This window comes from Streptomyces sp. NPDC005262, from assembly GCF_042872425.1.
Lineage (GTDB): Bacteria > Actinomycetota > Actinomycetes > Streptomycetales > Streptomycetaceae > Streptomyces.
Window position 1 is genome coordinate 61,414 of sequence record NZ_JBIAKK010000005.1, and the last position, 13,563, is coordinate 74,976.

General features: G+C 71.4%; 13 protein-coding genes and 3 pseudogenes. 11 read left to right on the forward strand and 5 right to left on the reverse strand.

Annotated features, from left to right (window positions below):
- Positions 1–30: 30 nt before the first annotated feature.
- Positions 31–126: pseudogene (locus ACFYP5_RS15480) on the forward strand (DNA polymerase III); the annotation flags it as partial.
- Between the two features lie 49 nt (positions 127–175).
- Here ACFYP5_RS15480 and trpS read toward each other — a convergent pair.
- Positions 176–1,243, reverse strand: a complete 1,068-nt coding sequence (gene trpS, locus ACFYP5_RS15485) for a tryptophan--tRNA ligase (RefSeq protein WP_389035491.1) — start codon at positions 1,241–1,243, stop codon at positions 176–178.
- A gap of 269 nt (positions 1,244–1,512) precedes the next feature.
- Entirely contained in the window at positions 1,513–1,641 is a 129-nt protein-coding gene (locus ACFYP5_RS15490; protein ID WP_234432866.1) for a DUF6126 family protein, read from the reverse strand.
- A 180-nt stretch (positions 1,642–1,821) separates the two neighbouring features.
- Between ACFYP5_RS15490 and ACFYP5_RS15495 the strand changes: the two genes are divergently transcribed.
- The 3 genes from ACFYP5_RS15495 to ACFYP5_RS15505 all read left to right on the forward strand — a co-directional run bounded on the left by ACFYP5_RS15495 (position 1,822) and on the right by ACFYP5_RS15505 (position 4,129).
- Positions 1,822–2,904 (forward strand): LLM class flavin-dependent oxidoreductase, encoded by a 1,083-nt coding sequence (locus tag ACFYP5_RS15495; RefSeq protein ID WP_093773706.1) that lies wholly within the window; start codon positions 1,822–1,824, stop codon positions 2,902–2,904.
- A 5-nt stretch (positions 2,905–2,909) separates the two neighbouring features.
- The gene (locus tag ACFYP5_RS15500; RefSeq protein WP_389035494.1) at positions 2,910–3,560 is read left to right on the forward strand and encodes an FMN reductase; all 651 of its coding nucleotides are present in this window, start codon (positions 2,910–2,912) and stop codon (positions 3,558–3,560) included.
- Between the two features lie 146 nt (positions 3,561–3,706).
- Positions 3,707–4,129, forward strand: a complete 423-nt coding sequence (locus tag ACFYP5_RS15505; RefSeq protein WP_030972581.1) for a universal stress protein — start codon at positions 3,707–3,709, stop codon at positions 4,127–4,129.
- A 165-nt stretch (positions 4,130–4,294) separates the two neighbouring features.
- On the opposite strand, the pseudogene ACFYP5_RS15510 reads toward ACFYP5_RS15505, so the two are convergent.
- Both ACFYP5_RS15510 and ACFYP5_RS15515 read right to left on the reverse strand, forming a co-directional pair.
- Positions 4,295–4,552, reverse strand: a pseudogene (locus ACFYP5_RS15510) (MerR family transcriptional regulator); the annotation flags it as partial.
- A gap of 94 nt (positions 4,553–4,646) precedes the next feature.
- A complete protein-coding gene (locus ACFYP5_RS15515; RefSeq protein ID WP_389035497.1) occupies positions 4,647–5,048 on the reverse strand; it encodes a hypothetical protein in 402 nt (133 codons plus the stop codon).
- A 120-nt stretch (positions 5,049–5,168) separates the two neighbouring features.
- On the opposite strand from ACFYP5_RS15515, the gene ACFYP5_RS15520 reads away from it, so the two are divergent.
- From ACFYP5_RS15520 to ACFYP5_RS15535, 4 genes are all read left to right on the forward strand, one after another.
- Positions 5,169–6,143 (forward strand): hypothetical protein, encoded by a 975-nt coding sequence (locus ACFYP5_RS15520; RefSeq protein ID WP_389035499.1) that lies wholly within the window; start codon positions 5,169–5,171, stop codon positions 6,141–6,143.
- A gap of 89 nt (positions 6,144–6,232) precedes the next feature.
- Entirely contained in the window at positions 6,233–7,177 is a 945-nt protein-coding gene (locus tag ACFYP5_RS15525; RefSeq protein ID WP_389035502.1) for an NADP-dependent oxidoreductase, read from the forward strand.
- 68 nt (positions 7,178–7,245) lie between these two features.
- Positions 7,246–7,494 (forward strand): DUF2630 family protein, encoded by a 249-nt coding sequence (locus ACFYP5_RS15530; protein WP_389035505.1) that lies wholly within the window; start codon positions 7,246–7,248, stop codon positions 7,492–7,494.
- 25 nt (positions 7,495–7,519) lie between these two features.
- Positions 7,520–9,481, forward strand: coding sequence for an FUSC family protein (locus tag ACFYP5_RS15535; protein ID WP_389035508.1), 1,962 nt, complete (start codon positions 7,520–7,522; stop codon positions 9,479–9,481).
- Between the two features lie 109 nt (positions 9,482–9,590).
- Here ACFYP5_RS15535 and ACFYP5_RS15540 read toward each other — a convergent pair whose 3' ends face one another.
- Positions 9,591–10,001: an RNA-binding S4 domain-containing protein gene (locus ACFYP5_RS15540; protein ID WP_326608522.1), complete on the reverse strand. Its 411-nt coding sequence runs from the start codon at positions 9,999–10,001 to the stop codon at positions 9,591–9,593.
- A gap of 239 nt (positions 10,002–10,240) precedes the next feature.
- Between ACFYP5_RS15540 and ACFYP5_RS15545 the strand changes: the two genes are divergently transcribed.
- From ACFYP5_RS15545 to ACFYP5_RS15555, 3 genes and pseudogenes are all read left to right on the forward strand, one after another.
- The gene (locus ACFYP5_RS15545) at positions 10,241–11,728 is read left to right on the forward strand and encodes an APC family permease (protein ID WP_389036160.1); all 1,488 of its coding nucleotides are present in this window, start codon (positions 10,241–10,243) and stop codon (positions 11,726–11,728) included.
- Positions 11,728–12,696: a hypothetical protein gene (locus ACFYP5_RS15550; protein WP_389035511.1), complete on the forward strand. Its 969-nt coding sequence runs from the start codon at positions 11,728–11,730 to the stop codon at positions 12,694–12,696. Before ACFYP5_RS15545 ends, ACFYP5_RS15550 begins: the two co-directional genes overlap by 1 nt.
- Before the next feature lie 356 nt (positions 12,697–13,052).
- Positions 13,053–13,563 (forward strand): annotated as a pseudogene (locus ACFYP5_RS15555) (hypothetical protein); the annotation flags it as partial.

The window sequence follows — 13,563 nt, forward strand, 5'->3', positions numbered from 1 at the left end:
GATCGGGTGCCCCACCGTGCCACGGCTCACCCGCTGGAAGGCCGTCACCACGGCGGCGCGGACGACGCCTGGAACATCGCGGCGCTGATCCTGGACGTGTCGGCGAGGGGCGCCTGGCCGGTGGCAGACCCGGCCAGACCCTGCCCTGATCTGGTCTGGCCGCTGACCGCGGCTGCTACAGCACTCCTCCCATCACCTGTCGCACCTGCGCCAGCGTCGCCTCGGCCACGGCGTTGGCCCGCTCGTTGCCGTCCCGCAGCACCGACCGTACGTACGCCATGTCCTGCGCGTACTCCGCCCGCCGCGCCCGCACCGGTGCCAGCCGCTCGTTGACGGCGTCCGTCACGGTCCGCTTGAGCGCGGCGCCGCCGCCGTCACCGATCTCATCTGCGACCTCGTGCGGGTCGCGGTCGAGGCAGAGCGCGGCGAGCAGCACGAGCCCCGACACCTCGGGCCGGGTCTGCGGTGCGTACGTGATGTGCCGGTCGGTGTCCGTCCTCGCCCCGCGGATCAGCCGCGCCGTCTCGTCGGCGGTGGCACCGAGCGCGATGGAGTTGGCCCGGCTCTTGCTCATCTTCGTGCCGTCGGTGCCGAGCAGCAGGGGTGCGGCGGAGAGCAGGGCGTCCGGTTCCGGGAAGACCGGCCCGTACCGCTCGTTGAAGCGGCGGGCGACGCTTCTGGTCACTTCGAGGTGCGGCAGCTGGTCCTGTCCTACGGGGACGAGGTTGCCCTTGCAGAACAGGATGTCGGCGGCCTGATGCACGGGATACGTGAACATCAGCCCACTGACGGCGGACTGCCGGGAGTGCGCGATCTCGTCCTTGACCGTGGGATTGCGGCTCAGCTCGGCGACGGAGACGAGGCTGAGGAACGGCAGCATCAGCTGGTTCAGCGCGGGCACGGCGCTGTGGTTGAAGACCGTGGTGCGGGCGGGGTCGATGCCGATGGCCAGATAGTCCAGCAGCATCCCCTCCATGTGCTCGCCGAGCCGCTCGGCGACGTCCCGGTCGGTGAGCACCTGGTAGTCGGCGATGATCACGAAGACGTCCACGCCGAGATCCTGGAGCCGGACGCGATTGTGCAGGGTCCCGAAGTAGTGCCCGAGGTGCAGCGCCCCGGTGGGCCGGTCCCCGGTCATCACACGGAATCGACCCGGATCCTGCTGAATCTGCTGCTCCAGCTCGGCACTGCGACGCCGGGCGGGGGTGGCGGTGGTGGTGACGGGTGCGGCGACGGTGGTCATGGGTCTCTCCTCGCGGGTGCTGGTTGCGTGGAGGACGGCCCACCGGGATCGGCATCCGTACCCGTACGAGGGCAGAGAAGAAGGGCCGTCCATATCGAACGGCCCTGGTTCCGTGCTGATGAGGCGGCCGCTCCTAAGTGGAGCGCCACCAGTTTCGGCACGGTACGGAGGTCATGGGCACGAGTGTAACGCGGGCCGGCCGGATCGGGCGGGGCGTTCGTACGGCGTCGCGAAGGCCCTCGACGGCGTTCGCGTCGCGCCCGTCCGGCTCACTTGTGGGCGTGCTCGCCCACGTAGAACAGCAGGTAGACGAAGCCCGCGAAGAGATGCGTGGCGAAGACGTACACGAAGACGCGCAGCGCGACGCCCCGCTCCTTCCAGCTCTCGCTCTCGCTCACTGGCCCTGCCTCTCCCGGTCCCGCATGCCCGGCGCGCACCGGGAAGTCCTGCTCCAGGGTACGTATCACCGGTGCCTGTCCCGGGCGCCGGAATAGCGAGGGCCGGTGCCCCGTTGTACGGCGTGAAAGAATTGGTTTAAGGTTCAACCATCGCTACTCACGCTTACGGAGGCGGGCGCCATGCAGTTCGGGATCTTCACCGTCGGAGATGTCACCACCGACCCCACGACGGGCAGGACACCGACCGAGCACGAGCGGATCAAGGCCACCCTCGCGATCGCGCTGAAGGCCGAGGAGGTGGGCCTGGACGTCTTCGCGACCGGCGAGCACCACAACCCGCCGTTCGTCCCGTCCTCGCCGACGACCACGCTCGGCTACATCGCCGCCCGCACCGAGAACCTGATCCTGTCCACGTCCACGACCCTGATCACCACCAACGACCCGGTGAAGATCGCCGAGGACTACGCGACGCTCCAGCACCTCGCGGACGGCCGTGTCGACCTGATGATGGGCCGCGGCAACACCGGCCCGGTCTACCCGTGGTTCGGCAAGGACATCCGCCAGGGCATCCCGCTCGCCGTCGAGAACTACGCGCTGCTGCACAAGCTGTGGCGCGAGGACGTCGTCGACTGGGCGGGCAAGTTCCGCACGCCGCTGCAGTCGTTCACCGCGACCCCACGCCCTCTGGACGGCGTCCCGCCGTTCGTCTGGCACGGCTCGATCCGCTCGCCGGAGATCGCCGAGCAGGCCGCGTACTACGGCGACGGCTTCTTCCACAACAACATCTTCTGGCCCATAGAGCACACCAAGAAGATGGTGAACCTCTACCGCCAGCGGTACGCGCACTACGGCCACGGCACCGCGGAGCAGGCCATCGTGGGCCTCGGCGGCCAGGTGTTCATGCGGAAGAACTCGCAGGACGCCGTACGGGAGTTCCGCCCGTACTTCGACAACGCGCCGGTCTACGGACACGGCCCGTCCCTGGAGGACTTCTCGCAGCAGACCCCGCTGACCGTCGGCTCCCCGCAGGAGGTCATCGAGCGGACCCTGTCGTTCCGTGACGCCGTGGGCGACTACCAGCGCCAACTGTTCCTGATGGACCACGCGGGCCTGCCGCTGAAGACGGTCCTGGAGCAGCTCGACATCCTCGGCGAGGAGGTCGTCCCGGTACTGCGCAAGGAGTTCGCCAACCTGCGGCCGGCCGGAGTGCCGGACTCCGCACCGGTCCACCCCGCCGTCGCCGCCCGCACGAAGGAGATCTGACCCCCATGCCGACCGAGGCTCTGAAGATCGTCGCCGTCTCCGCCGGGCTGAGTCAGCCGTCGTCGACCCGGCTGCTGGCCGACCGGCTGGCGGCGGCCGCCCGGGAGCGGCTGGCCACCGATCAGGACAGGCCGGTCGAGATCCGGGTGATCGAGCTGCGCGATCTGGCCGTCGACATCGCGAACCACCTGGTGACGGGCTTCCCGCCGCAGGCGCTGGACGAGGCGATCGACGCGGTGGCGACGGCGGACGGCCTGATAGCCGTGTCGCCGGTCTTCACCGCCTCGTACAGCGGCCTGTTCAAGTCGTTCTTCGACCTGATCGACCACACGGCACTGACCGGCAAGCCCGTCCTGATCGCGGCGACCGGCGGCACCGCCCGGCACTCGCTCGTCCTGGAGCACGCGATGCGACCGCTCTTCGCGTACCTGCGGGCCACCGTCGCACCGACCTCCGTGTACGCGGCGTCGGAGGACTGGGGATCGTCCGGCGACGAGTACACCGAGGGGCTGCCGTCCCGGATCCGGCGCGCGGGTGGCGAGCTCGCACGGATGATCTCCGGCGGCCGGGCGGCCTCCGGGGCGTCGAGGGCTCTCGGGCTCGACGACGAGGTGGTCCCGTTCGAGCAGCAGCTCGCCGATCTGCGGCTGGACTGAGCGCCGGGGCACACGGGCACCCGGACGCCCGAATGACGGCGGTCGGACCGCCAGCCGGGCCCATGTCCGGTTTGATTACAGTTATCCGCAAAAAAATGCGCTGTGGTGTATCGGCAGATGCGTGCCGAACCGAGGTGGAGGCAGAGATGGGCAGGATCGTGGTGGGCGTGGACGGCTCCGAGTCGTCGATCAAGGCGCTGCACTGGGCCGTACGCCAGGCCGAATTGACCGGTGACTCGGTGGAGGCCGTGAACAGCTGGGAGTACCCCGCGACCAGCTGGGCGTCCATGATGCCGGGCATGCCGGAGGACTTCGATCCGCAGGCCGTGGCGATCGTGTCGCTCACCGAGGCGCTGGAGGAGGCCCTCGGCGCGGAGGGCGCGGCCGCGGTCAGCAAGATCGTGGTGATCGGCAACCCGGCGCAGGCTCTGCTCGACCGCGCCAAGGGCGCGAACCTGCTGGTCGTCGGGGCGCGCGGGTACAGCGGTTTCAAGGCGACCCTGCTCGGCTCGGTCAGCCTCCATGTCACCCAGCACGCACCGTGCCCGGTGACGGTCGTCCGCGACTGAGAGACCTGAGCGGTCCGGTGGACGGACGGCCCCGCGTGCTGGTGCGCCCGGGGCCTTCCGCGGCTACAGCGCCACCACGTCGGCGACGACGCAGGCCACGTTGTCCGGGCCACCCGCCGCGTGCGCCAGGGCGACCCGTCCCCGTACGGCTGTGTCAGGGCCGTCCGCCGCACCCAGCGCGACCACCTCCTTGATCCCGGCCAGCGGCATCCCGATCCGGCGCAGCCGGGCCACCAGCCTGGCCCTCCCCACCTGCGTCCCGTCGTAGTACCGGTTGCCGTTCACCGGAGCGACCAGGGCGGGCCGGAGCAGTCCCAGCTCGTCGTAGCGGCGCAGGGCCTTCGCGGACAGCCGTGACGACCGGGAGAACTCCCCGATCGTCACGAGCGCCGCCGTGCCCTTCGCACGCGCCTCGCGTTCCACCACAGACCTCCTCGTACCGGGCGGTCCGCCCGGCCCCATTGATGCTGGGGCTTCCCCCGCGGAGAAGGTCAAGGATGACGGAGAAGCGCGGGGCTCATTCCTTTGTCACGTAGAACGCATAGAACGCGCACACCAGCATCGCGGCGCCGGTGACCAGGCCCAGGACGGTGGCCGCGAGCACGCTCGTCTTGTCGGACAGGCTGTAGAGGAAGCCGACCGAACCGCCGAACAGCGTTCCGTACGCGATGGCCTTGGCCTCCACCGGCAGACGCTTCTGCGCCCGGCCGAGGGCGTAGCACAGCGCCGCCAGCACGGCGCCGGAGATCAGACCGAGCGCGAGCTGCGTGCCGGTGAGCACACCACCGCCGCGCACGATGGACGTCGCCCACCAGCCCGCGATCACGCCCAGCGTGACGGGCATGGCCCAGCTGAGTGTGCTGGGGTGCCTGGAGCGCGCCGACGCGGCGCGGCGTGGCATCGAAGCGTGTGTGGCCATGGCCGAGAACTCCTTCCGTGGCCCCCTGTTCACTCAAGGGCACACCCGGTTGCGCCGCCCGGCAACTCGAATGGCTCACCGCCCCGGGCGCGGCGTCGCCGTCCGGGATTCCCTTGAGGGGTGCGGACCTATATCTCAGCGGCTCTGTCGGCGGTAATGCTGGTGCTGCTCACTGTCCTCGTCCCGCTGAGCGCGCTGTCCGCCTGGATCGATCTGGAGATCGACGACACGGACCGGTACGTCGCAGCGATGGAGCCGCTCGCCTCCGACCCCGGCGTGCAGGCCACCATGTCCACTCTGATCACCGACGAAGCGACGAAGCAGATCGACCCAGGGCTGCTCCAGGGCGCCTCGCGGGACTTCCTGCACGAGGCGGTGCAGTCGTTCACCACCACGGACGCCTTCCGTTCCGCCTGGGTGGCCGCCAACCGCACCGCCCACGAGGCCGTCACCGACGCGTTGAACGGTGGGAGCGGCGAGGCCGTGCGCATGGACCTGGCGCCGGTGATGCAGCAGGCCAAACAGAACCTGGTGGACAACGGCGTGCCGTTCGCCGACGGTTTCCCGGTCCGGCGGACCGACATCACCCTGCTCTCCGCCGACCGCGCGGACCAGTTGCGCCAGACGTTCCGCGTGCTGCGAGCCGGCAGCATCTGGCCCGCTGTCGGCACGCTGGTGTTCGCCGTCGCCGCCGTGCTGGCGGCGGCGATGCGCGGCGGGCCGGGACGACGGGGTTCCGCCCTGGCCGCGCTGGCCGCCACGGCGGTCGCCGGGCTGGGCTTCGCGATCGGTGCGCTGGTGCTGCGCGGGGCGATCGCGGTCGCCCGGAACCGGGTGGTGGCCGGGGTGCCCGGCAGTGATCGGGACGGGGCGGCGGCGGTGTACGACGCGCTGACGAGTCCGCTCCGTACGGCGGTGTGGATCGTTCTCGCCGCCGGGCTGGCGGTGGCGCTGTGCGCAGTGGTCGCGCGGATGTGGGCGGCGCGCGGGTCCGCACGGCCCGAGCCGGCCGCACCCTGGAGCGGATCCGGGCCTTCGACACCGCTCACCGTGGAAGGACCCGTCCCCGGGAACAGCTCCGGGCACGACCGCTGACGCCGGGTTCGACGTGCGGCGACGCGCGGGCCGGGGAAGAGTGGAGCCCGAGACTGCGTCACTGTCTGGGCGACTGAGAGGTCATCCGTATGCGAGCCGTAGCCGTCAGCGTGTTCCGGGCCGAACCGACCCTGGTCGAGGTGCCCAAGCCGATTCCCGCAGCAGGCGACGTACGGGTGCGGATCGAGTACGCCGCGCTCAACCCGTCCGACTGGCAGACCGCGGACGGCGCCCTGGAAGGACAGGCACCGCATGTCTTCCCCCTGGTCATCGGCGTGGACTACGCGGGCCGGGTGGACATGATCGGCACCGGCGACAACCGCTTCCGGGTCGGTGACGCGGTCTTCGGGCGGGTCACCGGATCGCCGGTCGGCACGGGCACGTACTGCGAATACGTGTCCGTCCCGCAGGACTCCGCGATCGCCCTGGTCCCGGACGGCCTCCCCCTGCGGATCGCCGCCGCGCTGCCGACCGCCGGGATGACCGCCGCCCAGATCCTGGAGACGGCGGTGCTCCGCGGCCACGAGAGCCTGCTGGTCATCGGGGCGGCGGGCGGCGTCGGCAGCTGTCTGACCCAGCTCGCGGCCGCCCGGGATCTGCGCGTCCTCGCGGCGGTACGGGGCGACGAGGGGTGGCGAATGGGGGCGCTCGGCGCCGCCGTCACCATCGACACGACGGCTGGTCCGCTCGAAGCGTCGGTACGGGAGTTGTCTCCGGGCGGCGTCGATGCGCTCGTCGACCTGGTCTCCACCACGCCGGAGGCGTTCGCGGCCATGGCGGCGCTGGTGCGGAGCGGCGGTGTCGCCGTCACCACGCGGGGCGTCGCCGGCGGGGCCGCAGTTCCCGAGGGCGTCGGGTCCATCGACTTCCGGCTCGAACCGACACCCGTTCTGCTCGACGTCCTGGCGGCAGGCGCCGCGGAGGGTGTGCTGAACGTGCTCATCGACATCGAACTCCCGCTGGAGAAGGCCCCGCAGGCCCTCGACCGGAACCGCACGGGCGGCGCCCGCGGCAAGACCTTGTTCGCGCTCTGACCCGCGCCCCGGAAGAACCGCTCGCAGAGGGAGTCCGAGTAGATCCGAACGAGGCCGAAGGAGGCGTCATGGACGACCGGGAGATCCTCGACAACATCGGCGGTCTGGTCTCCGAGGAGCGGAACCTGCGCGACCGCTCCACCCGGGAGAAGACGGGCCTCTCCGCGGACGACAAGTCACGCCTGCGCACGGTGGAGGCCCAACTCGAACAGTACTGGGACCTGTTGCGGCAGCGGCGCGCGCTCAGCGAGTTCGGCGAGGACCCGTCCGGAGCGAAGGTGCGCCCGGCCGGCGAGGTGGAGGGCTACCAGAACTGACGCACGGCACCGGAGGCTGAGCGCATTGGCAGATGCCGAGGCGGATCGGAAACGGTATGCACCACCGGCCTGGCTGCTGACCGGGCTGCGCCCACAGCCGGCCCCCGTCCCGTGGGCCGCAGTCGTCCGCGCCTCCATCGCCCTGGCCGCCCCGCTCGCCGTCGGCTTTGCGCTGGACCGGCCCGCCTACGGCGCGCTCGTCTCCATGGGCGCGCTCTCCGGTGTCCTCGGCGACACCGCCGACGCGTACCGGATGCGGATCCTCAACATCGCTGTTCCGCAGCTGTTCGGCGCGCTCGGCATCATGCTCGGCTCGTTCGTGTACGGGACGGACTGGACGGCCGTCGGTGTGCTGACCGCCGTCGCCCTGGTGTCCGGCATGATGTCGACGATCGGCGCCGTGGCCTCCCTGTCCGGGCTGCTGCTCCTGCTCAACTCGGTTGTCGCCAGCGGGCTGCCGCTGCCGAAACCTTGGTGGGTGGCGCCGCTGCTGCTGGTGATCGGCGGCCTGTTCGTGCTCGCCCTGACGCTGCTGGCGTGGCCGCTGCGGCGGAAACTGCCGGAGCGGGTCTCCATCGCGGACACGTACCTCACGGTCGCCGACCTGCTGGCCGCGGCGGGCACCGACGCCTACGAGGAGCGACGACAGGCGGTCACCCGGTCGCTGAACACCTCGTACGACCTGATCCTCGCCCGCCGGGCCCGGTACCACGGCCGCAGCGGCGCGATGGTGCGGCTGCTCGCCCAGCTCAACGTGGTCATCCCGCTCGTCGAGGCGGCGCCCGCGGTGCATGTACGGCGGTGTCCCCTGCCCGACACCATCCCGGCGGCGGTACGGGAACTGGCGGAGGACGTCGAGGAGAGCCGCACCGGCGGCACCGAACCGGAACTGCCCGCACCCGACTCACCCGCCACCCGGGCGGTGGACAGCGCGCTGCGCCACGCGGCGGCCGTCGTGCACAACCCCGATGCCTACAACGTCGACGACCGGCTCGGACGCCCCGCCGCGCTCGCGGTGCGGATCAGGCGGGCGACCCGCTCCGTACTGCTCTCCGGGACCTCCTGGCGGTACGGGCTGCGGCTGGCCCTCTGCATCGGCCTGGCCCAGGCACTGACCTCACTGGTCACCATGGACCGCTCCTACTGGGTGGCGCTGACCGTCACGTTCGTGCTCAAGCCGGACTTCGGCTCGGTCTTCTCCCGCGCGGTACTGCGTTCGGTGGGCACGGCGGCCGGACTCGTCATCGCCGCGCCCGTTCTCGCGGAGGTGCCGATCGGGTGGTGGGACGTACCGGTGATGGCGCTGCTGGCCCCGCTGATCCCGGCGCTCACGGTCAAGGGGTACGCCTTCCAGACCGCGGCCATCACACCGGTCATCCTGCTGCTGTCCGATCTGCTGAACCACCGGGGCGTCGCTCTGGTGCAGCCCCGCCTGGTGGACAGCCTGATCGGCTGCGTGATCGTGCTGGTGGCGGGCTATCTGCTGTGGCCGGAGAGCTGGCACACCCGGATCGGCCACCGGCTCGCGGACACGGTGACGGACCTCGCCGACTATGTGGGGTCGGCTTTCGACACGGGGGGCGACAGCGGCGGGGTCACCCGCCCCGACCAGGCGGAACGTGCGCGGGCCCGGCGACTCATCTTCCGCGATCTGTCCTCCATACGTTCCGAGTTCCAGCGCGCCCTGACGGAACCACCCCCGGTCGGCACCCGGGCCGCCGCCTGGTTGCCGCTGGTCGTCGCGATCGAGCGGATCGTGGACGCGACCACGGCGGCCCGGGTCCGGGTGAGCCACGGGGCGCCGGAACCGGCGCCCGCCGAGGTGGCCGAGATCCGGCAGCAGCTGCGGGAACTGTCGGAACGGCTGCGGGCGACCGAGGTGCTGGTGGGAGTGCGCGCCGAACTGCCGGGCGACGAGGAAGGGGTGCTGGCGCCGCTGCGCCAGGAGGTGGCGGCGGCACGCGCGATCGCCTCACCTCAGCCGTAGGCGCCGCGGGGACGTGACGGGTCAGGGTGCATGTGTCGCGTTCCCCTAATGCGTGTTCCATAAGGGTGTGCAGCCCGCGACGGGCCGCGACCGCACTCCGGTGCCCGGCTCAGGCCGGGTGGTCCCCGGGGCCACGGCCCTGCAGGCGCTCCATCTCACGGCGGTCGCGTTTGGTCGGGCGGCCCGTGCCCCGGTCACGGACCGGCACCTGGATCACCGCTTCCCGCGGCGGCGGGGGCGGACTGTTGTCGACGAAACACTCCGCGGCCACCGGAGGGCCGACCCGCTTCTTCACGATGCGCGACACCACGACGATCCGGTCCCGGCCGCCGTGCCGGAGCCGTACCTCGTCCCCCACATGCAGGGTCTGCGCGGGCTTGGCCCGGTCGCCGTTGACCCTGACGTGTCCGGCGCGGCAGGCGGCAGCGGCCTGCGAGCGGGTCTTGGTCAGCCGTACCGACCAGATCCAACTGTCGACGCGGACGCTTCCCTCCGCCTGCGGTGCCTCACCGGAAACCATGTCTCCGACTCTAGACGCCGTGCAGAGGTCGCGTAACGCTCGTGGCGTCCAGGTCCACCCAGCTGTAATCACGGGACTACGATGCGGACAGTCTTCCCGAACGGACCAACCAGTTCCGTTCGGATTTTCGAAGATCTGTTTCTGACATGCCGCCACATGTCGTGCCGCTGAAGGATGTACGGGACTCCGGCCGGGGCACGCCACACTTCCGGAAGCAGTTGAGAACAGCGATGCGCAGCATGCCCGACCGGCCCGGCCGTGGGCTCCAGCCCAATGTCCTCGGCACGTTCCACACGATCGTGATGGCCGTGGCGGGGAGCGCCCCCGCCTACTCGCTGGCCGCGACCAGTGCCGTGCTCGTCGGCACGGTCGGTCTCGGTGGTCCCGCCGCCCTGCTGTACTGCGCGATACCGATGCTCGGCATCGCCCTCGCCTACCGGCAGCTCGGCCGGATCGACGTCAATGCGGGCGCAGGCTACTCCTGGGTGGGCAGGACCCTGCACCCGTTCCTCGGCTTCCTCAGCGGCTGGGCGCTGGTCGTCGCGGCGACCCTGTTCATGGTCGCCGGATCACTGCCCGCCGGGACGATGACGCTGACCGTGGTCGACTCCCGGTTCGCCGACGACACGACACTCGCCACCGTCATCGGGGCCGGCTGGTTCCTGGTGATGCTGCTCGTCGTGCTCGGCGGAGCCCGGCTCAGCGCCCGCACCCAGCTGGTGATCTCCGGGATCGAGCTGGTGATCCTGCTGGTCTTCGCGGTCGTCGCACTCGTCCGCGGGACCGGCCCGGGTGAAGGCACGGGAGCCGGACCCGGCGTCGCGCACTCCTTCGACTGGTCCTGGCTCGGCTTCGCGCACTTCGACGGCGTCTCCGGCTTCGCCTCCGGTGCGCTGATCGCCGCCTTCTACTACTGGGGCTGGGACGTCACCGGCAACCTCAGCGAGGAGACCCGCAACAGCCGCCGCACCACGGGCCTGGCCGGGGTGGTGGGCGTGCTCACCGTCTTCGCGCTCGTCGAGGTGTTCACCATCGCGGTGAACGTGATCCTCTCGGCCGACGACATCGAGCGGCACAGCGCCAACGTGCTGACCGTGCTCGGCGAACGGGTGTGGCCCGGCGTCGGCGGAAAGCTGCTGGTGGTGGCCGTGATGCTGTCGACCGTCGCCACGCTGCAGACCACACTCATCCAGGTCACGCGCTCGCTGTTCGCGATGGGCCGCGACCGCACGATGCCCGCCGCGTTCGGCCGGGTGCACCGCAGCTGGAACACCCCGTGGGTCTCGGTCGCCGCCGTCGGAGGCGTCGCCCTCGCCCTGATCCTCGCGTCCCTCGCCCTCGGCCCGGTCCACCACATCCTGGGCGTGGCCGTCGAGGCCATCGGGCTGCAGATCGCCGTGTACTACGGCCTCGCGGGCCTGGCCGCGGTCGTCGCGTACCGCAAACTGCTGTGCCGCTCGGTCGCCGATCTCGTCCTCGGCGGACTGTGGCCGCTGGCCGGCTCGCTCTTCATGTTCTGGATCTTCTTCGAGGCGCTCGGCGACTTCAGCGCGACGGCGCTCGCGCTCGGCCTCGGCAGTCTCGCCGTGGGAGCCGTCCCGATGCTCTGGTACTGGCGGCGCGGCAGCTCGTACTACCGGCCGGCGAAGCTCGACGCCTCGCAGACCGTACGGGCCGAGGAACCGTCCGACTACGCCCACTCCACCACGATCGTCACCGATTACTGATGGCCGTACGCCGCCGTACACCCCCACCGGTGCACTTCGACCCGGATCTCGGCGACCGGCCGCTCACCGCGGCCCGCCAGGACATCGTCATCGGCCGCTGGCAGGGCGTACGCGATCTGCTGCACGCCACCGGCAACCGGTGGGCCCTGCGGACCCACCGGATCCGGATCCTCGCCCACGCCGTCGCGGGCAGCACCACCGTGGAGACCTGGCTGGCCGCCGAGCCGAAGAGCGCCGACGCGCAGGTCCTTAAGGCGGCGACCGAAGTGGTCCGGCTGTTCGGCCGGGCCGTCGCGGCGGGGCGGGGCACCGGACTCGACCAGAACCGGGTGGACCGGGTCGTCGACTGCTGTCTGCGGGCCGCCGACGTCTGCCCGCCCGATCCGATGCCCTGGGCGTCGCTGCTGACAGCGGCCCGGCTGTACGAGGACGGGGCCAGGCGACGCGTCACACAGTGGTGGGACGAACTGCTCCGCCGCGATCCGCACCACATGGAGGGGCACACCCAGCTGCTGCGGTACTACTCGGCGCGCTGGCACGGCACCCACGGCACCATGTACGACTTCGCGCGCGACGCGGCGGGTGCGGCGCCCCCCGGTTCGCCGCTGCCGGTGCTGGTGCAGATCGCCAGGGTCGAGGAACACCGCTACGTCTCCGACGCCACGCACGGGCGGCCCGTCGTCGCGCCGCTCACCGGGCAACAGCACTGGAACCACGAACTGGCCGTCACGGACGTGCGCCGCACCTGGGACCGGTGGCTCGGGATGCGCGCGGCGGGACCGGTGGAGGCGGAGGCGGTCGGCGAGCTGAACTACCTGGCGCACGCCGCGTGTTACGCGGGGCGGCCGACGGAGGCCGCGGACGTGTTCCGGTTGCTGGACGGCCGGGCGGTGCGGGTGCCGTGGTCGTACACCGGGGATGCGGCGGCCCAGTTCGCGCGGTGGCGCCGCCAGGTCGCCACCGCGTGAACCGCCGTGCGCGGATCGACCCCGGCTCCGGTGCCGCGACCGGTCCTGCGCCGGACGGACGAGCGCCAGCCGGTCCTGGGCCGGCGGGCCGCGGGCCCAGGCGCCGTTCGACACGGTCGGCAACCGCCCCGACTCGCCGTGTCCGACGTGACGCTAGGTGCGCGATCACCCGGTACGAGAGACTCCAAAAGAATGCAGAGTGAAGTCCGGGCCACCGCCGTCCGATTGACACGGAGGCGGGCCGCGCCACCGAACGGCCGGATCCGGCCGCTAACCTTACGTATCCGCCCTGGCCAGGGATCAATTCCCGCAGTACGGACATTCATCGCACTCAACTCATGCGAAAGGCCTCGCCCATGGGCATTCGGAGCTTGCTGCGCAAGGTGTTCGGCCGCGACCGTACGGAGCAGGACGAGCCGACGACGGCCACGGTCCCGCCCCAGACGGAGCGCACCCGGCCCACGGAGTCGGAGTCGGTCGCGGTGGACGAGCCGGTGGTCGAGACCGCACCGGCAGTCGAACCCGCGTCGGCCGCAAAGGTCTCGGTACCCGCCCCTGCCTCGCCCCGGACCCTCTCGGGCGACAGCGGCCTGGCGACGGACCTGGTGGCGGAGGCCTTCGACAAGGCTTCCGCACCCAGCCCGAAGCCCACCCACACGGTGCCGCCCCAGGGTTCGGCCTCGAAGCGCGCCGCCGCCGCGGCGAAGGCGGAACCGGCCGCGGCCGAGGTGGAGCCGGTGTCGGCTGCCGCCGAAGCCGAGGTGGAGGCAGCGCCGACCACCGCCACGGCCGAGGTCGAGGCCGAGATCGCACCGGCCGCCGAGGCCGAGGTCGAGGCAGCACCCGTCATCGCCGAGCCCGAGGCCG

What these genes read in the sequence shown, in the direction of transcription:
- ACFYP5_RS15515 (WP_389035497.1), bottom strand. Translation starts at nt 5,048, where the DNA reads ATGGCCACACACGCTTCGATGCCACGCCGCGCCGCGTCGGCGCGCTCC.
- ACFYP5_RS15540 (WP_326608522.1), bottom strand. Translation starts at nt 10,001, where the DNA reads ATGGTTTCCGGTGAGGCACCGCAGGCGGAGGGAAGCGTCCGCGTCGAC.
- ACFYP5_RS15505 (WP_030972581.1), top strand. Translation starts at nt 3,707, where the DNA reads ATGGGCAGGATCGTGGTGGGCGTGGACGGCTCCGAGTCGTCGATCAAG.
- ACFYP5_RS15530 (WP_389035505.1), top strand. Translation starts at nt 7,246, where the DNA reads ATGGACGACCGGGAGATCCTCGACAACATCGGCGGTCTGGTCTCCGAG.
- ACFYP5_RS15525 (WP_389035502.1), top strand. Translation starts at nt 6,233, where the DNA reads ATGCGAGCCGTAGCCGTCAGCGTGTTCCGGGCCGAACCGACCCTGGTC.
- ACFYP5_RS15495 (WP_093773706.1), top strand. Translation starts at nt 1,822, where the DNA reads ATGCAGTTCGGGATCTTCACCGTCGGAGATGTCACCACCGACCCCACG.
- ACFYP5_RS15550 (WP_389035511.1), top strand. Translation starts at nt 11,728, where the DNA reads ATGGCCGTACGCCGCCGTACACCCCCACCGGTGCACTTCGACCCGGAT.
- ACFYP5_RS15545 (WP_389036160.1), top strand. Translation starts at nt 10,241, where the DNA reads ATGCCCGACCGGCCCGGCCGTGGGCTCCAGCCCAATGTCCTCGGCACG.
- trpS (WP_389035491.1), bottom strand. Translation starts at nt 1,243, where the DNA reads ATGACCACCGTCGCCGCACCCGTCACCACCACCGCCACCCCCGCCCGG.
- ACFYP5_RS15500 (WP_389035494.1), top strand. Translation starts at nt 2,910, where the DNA reads ATGCCGACCGAGGCTCTGAAGATCGTCGCCGTCTCCGCCGGGCTGAGT.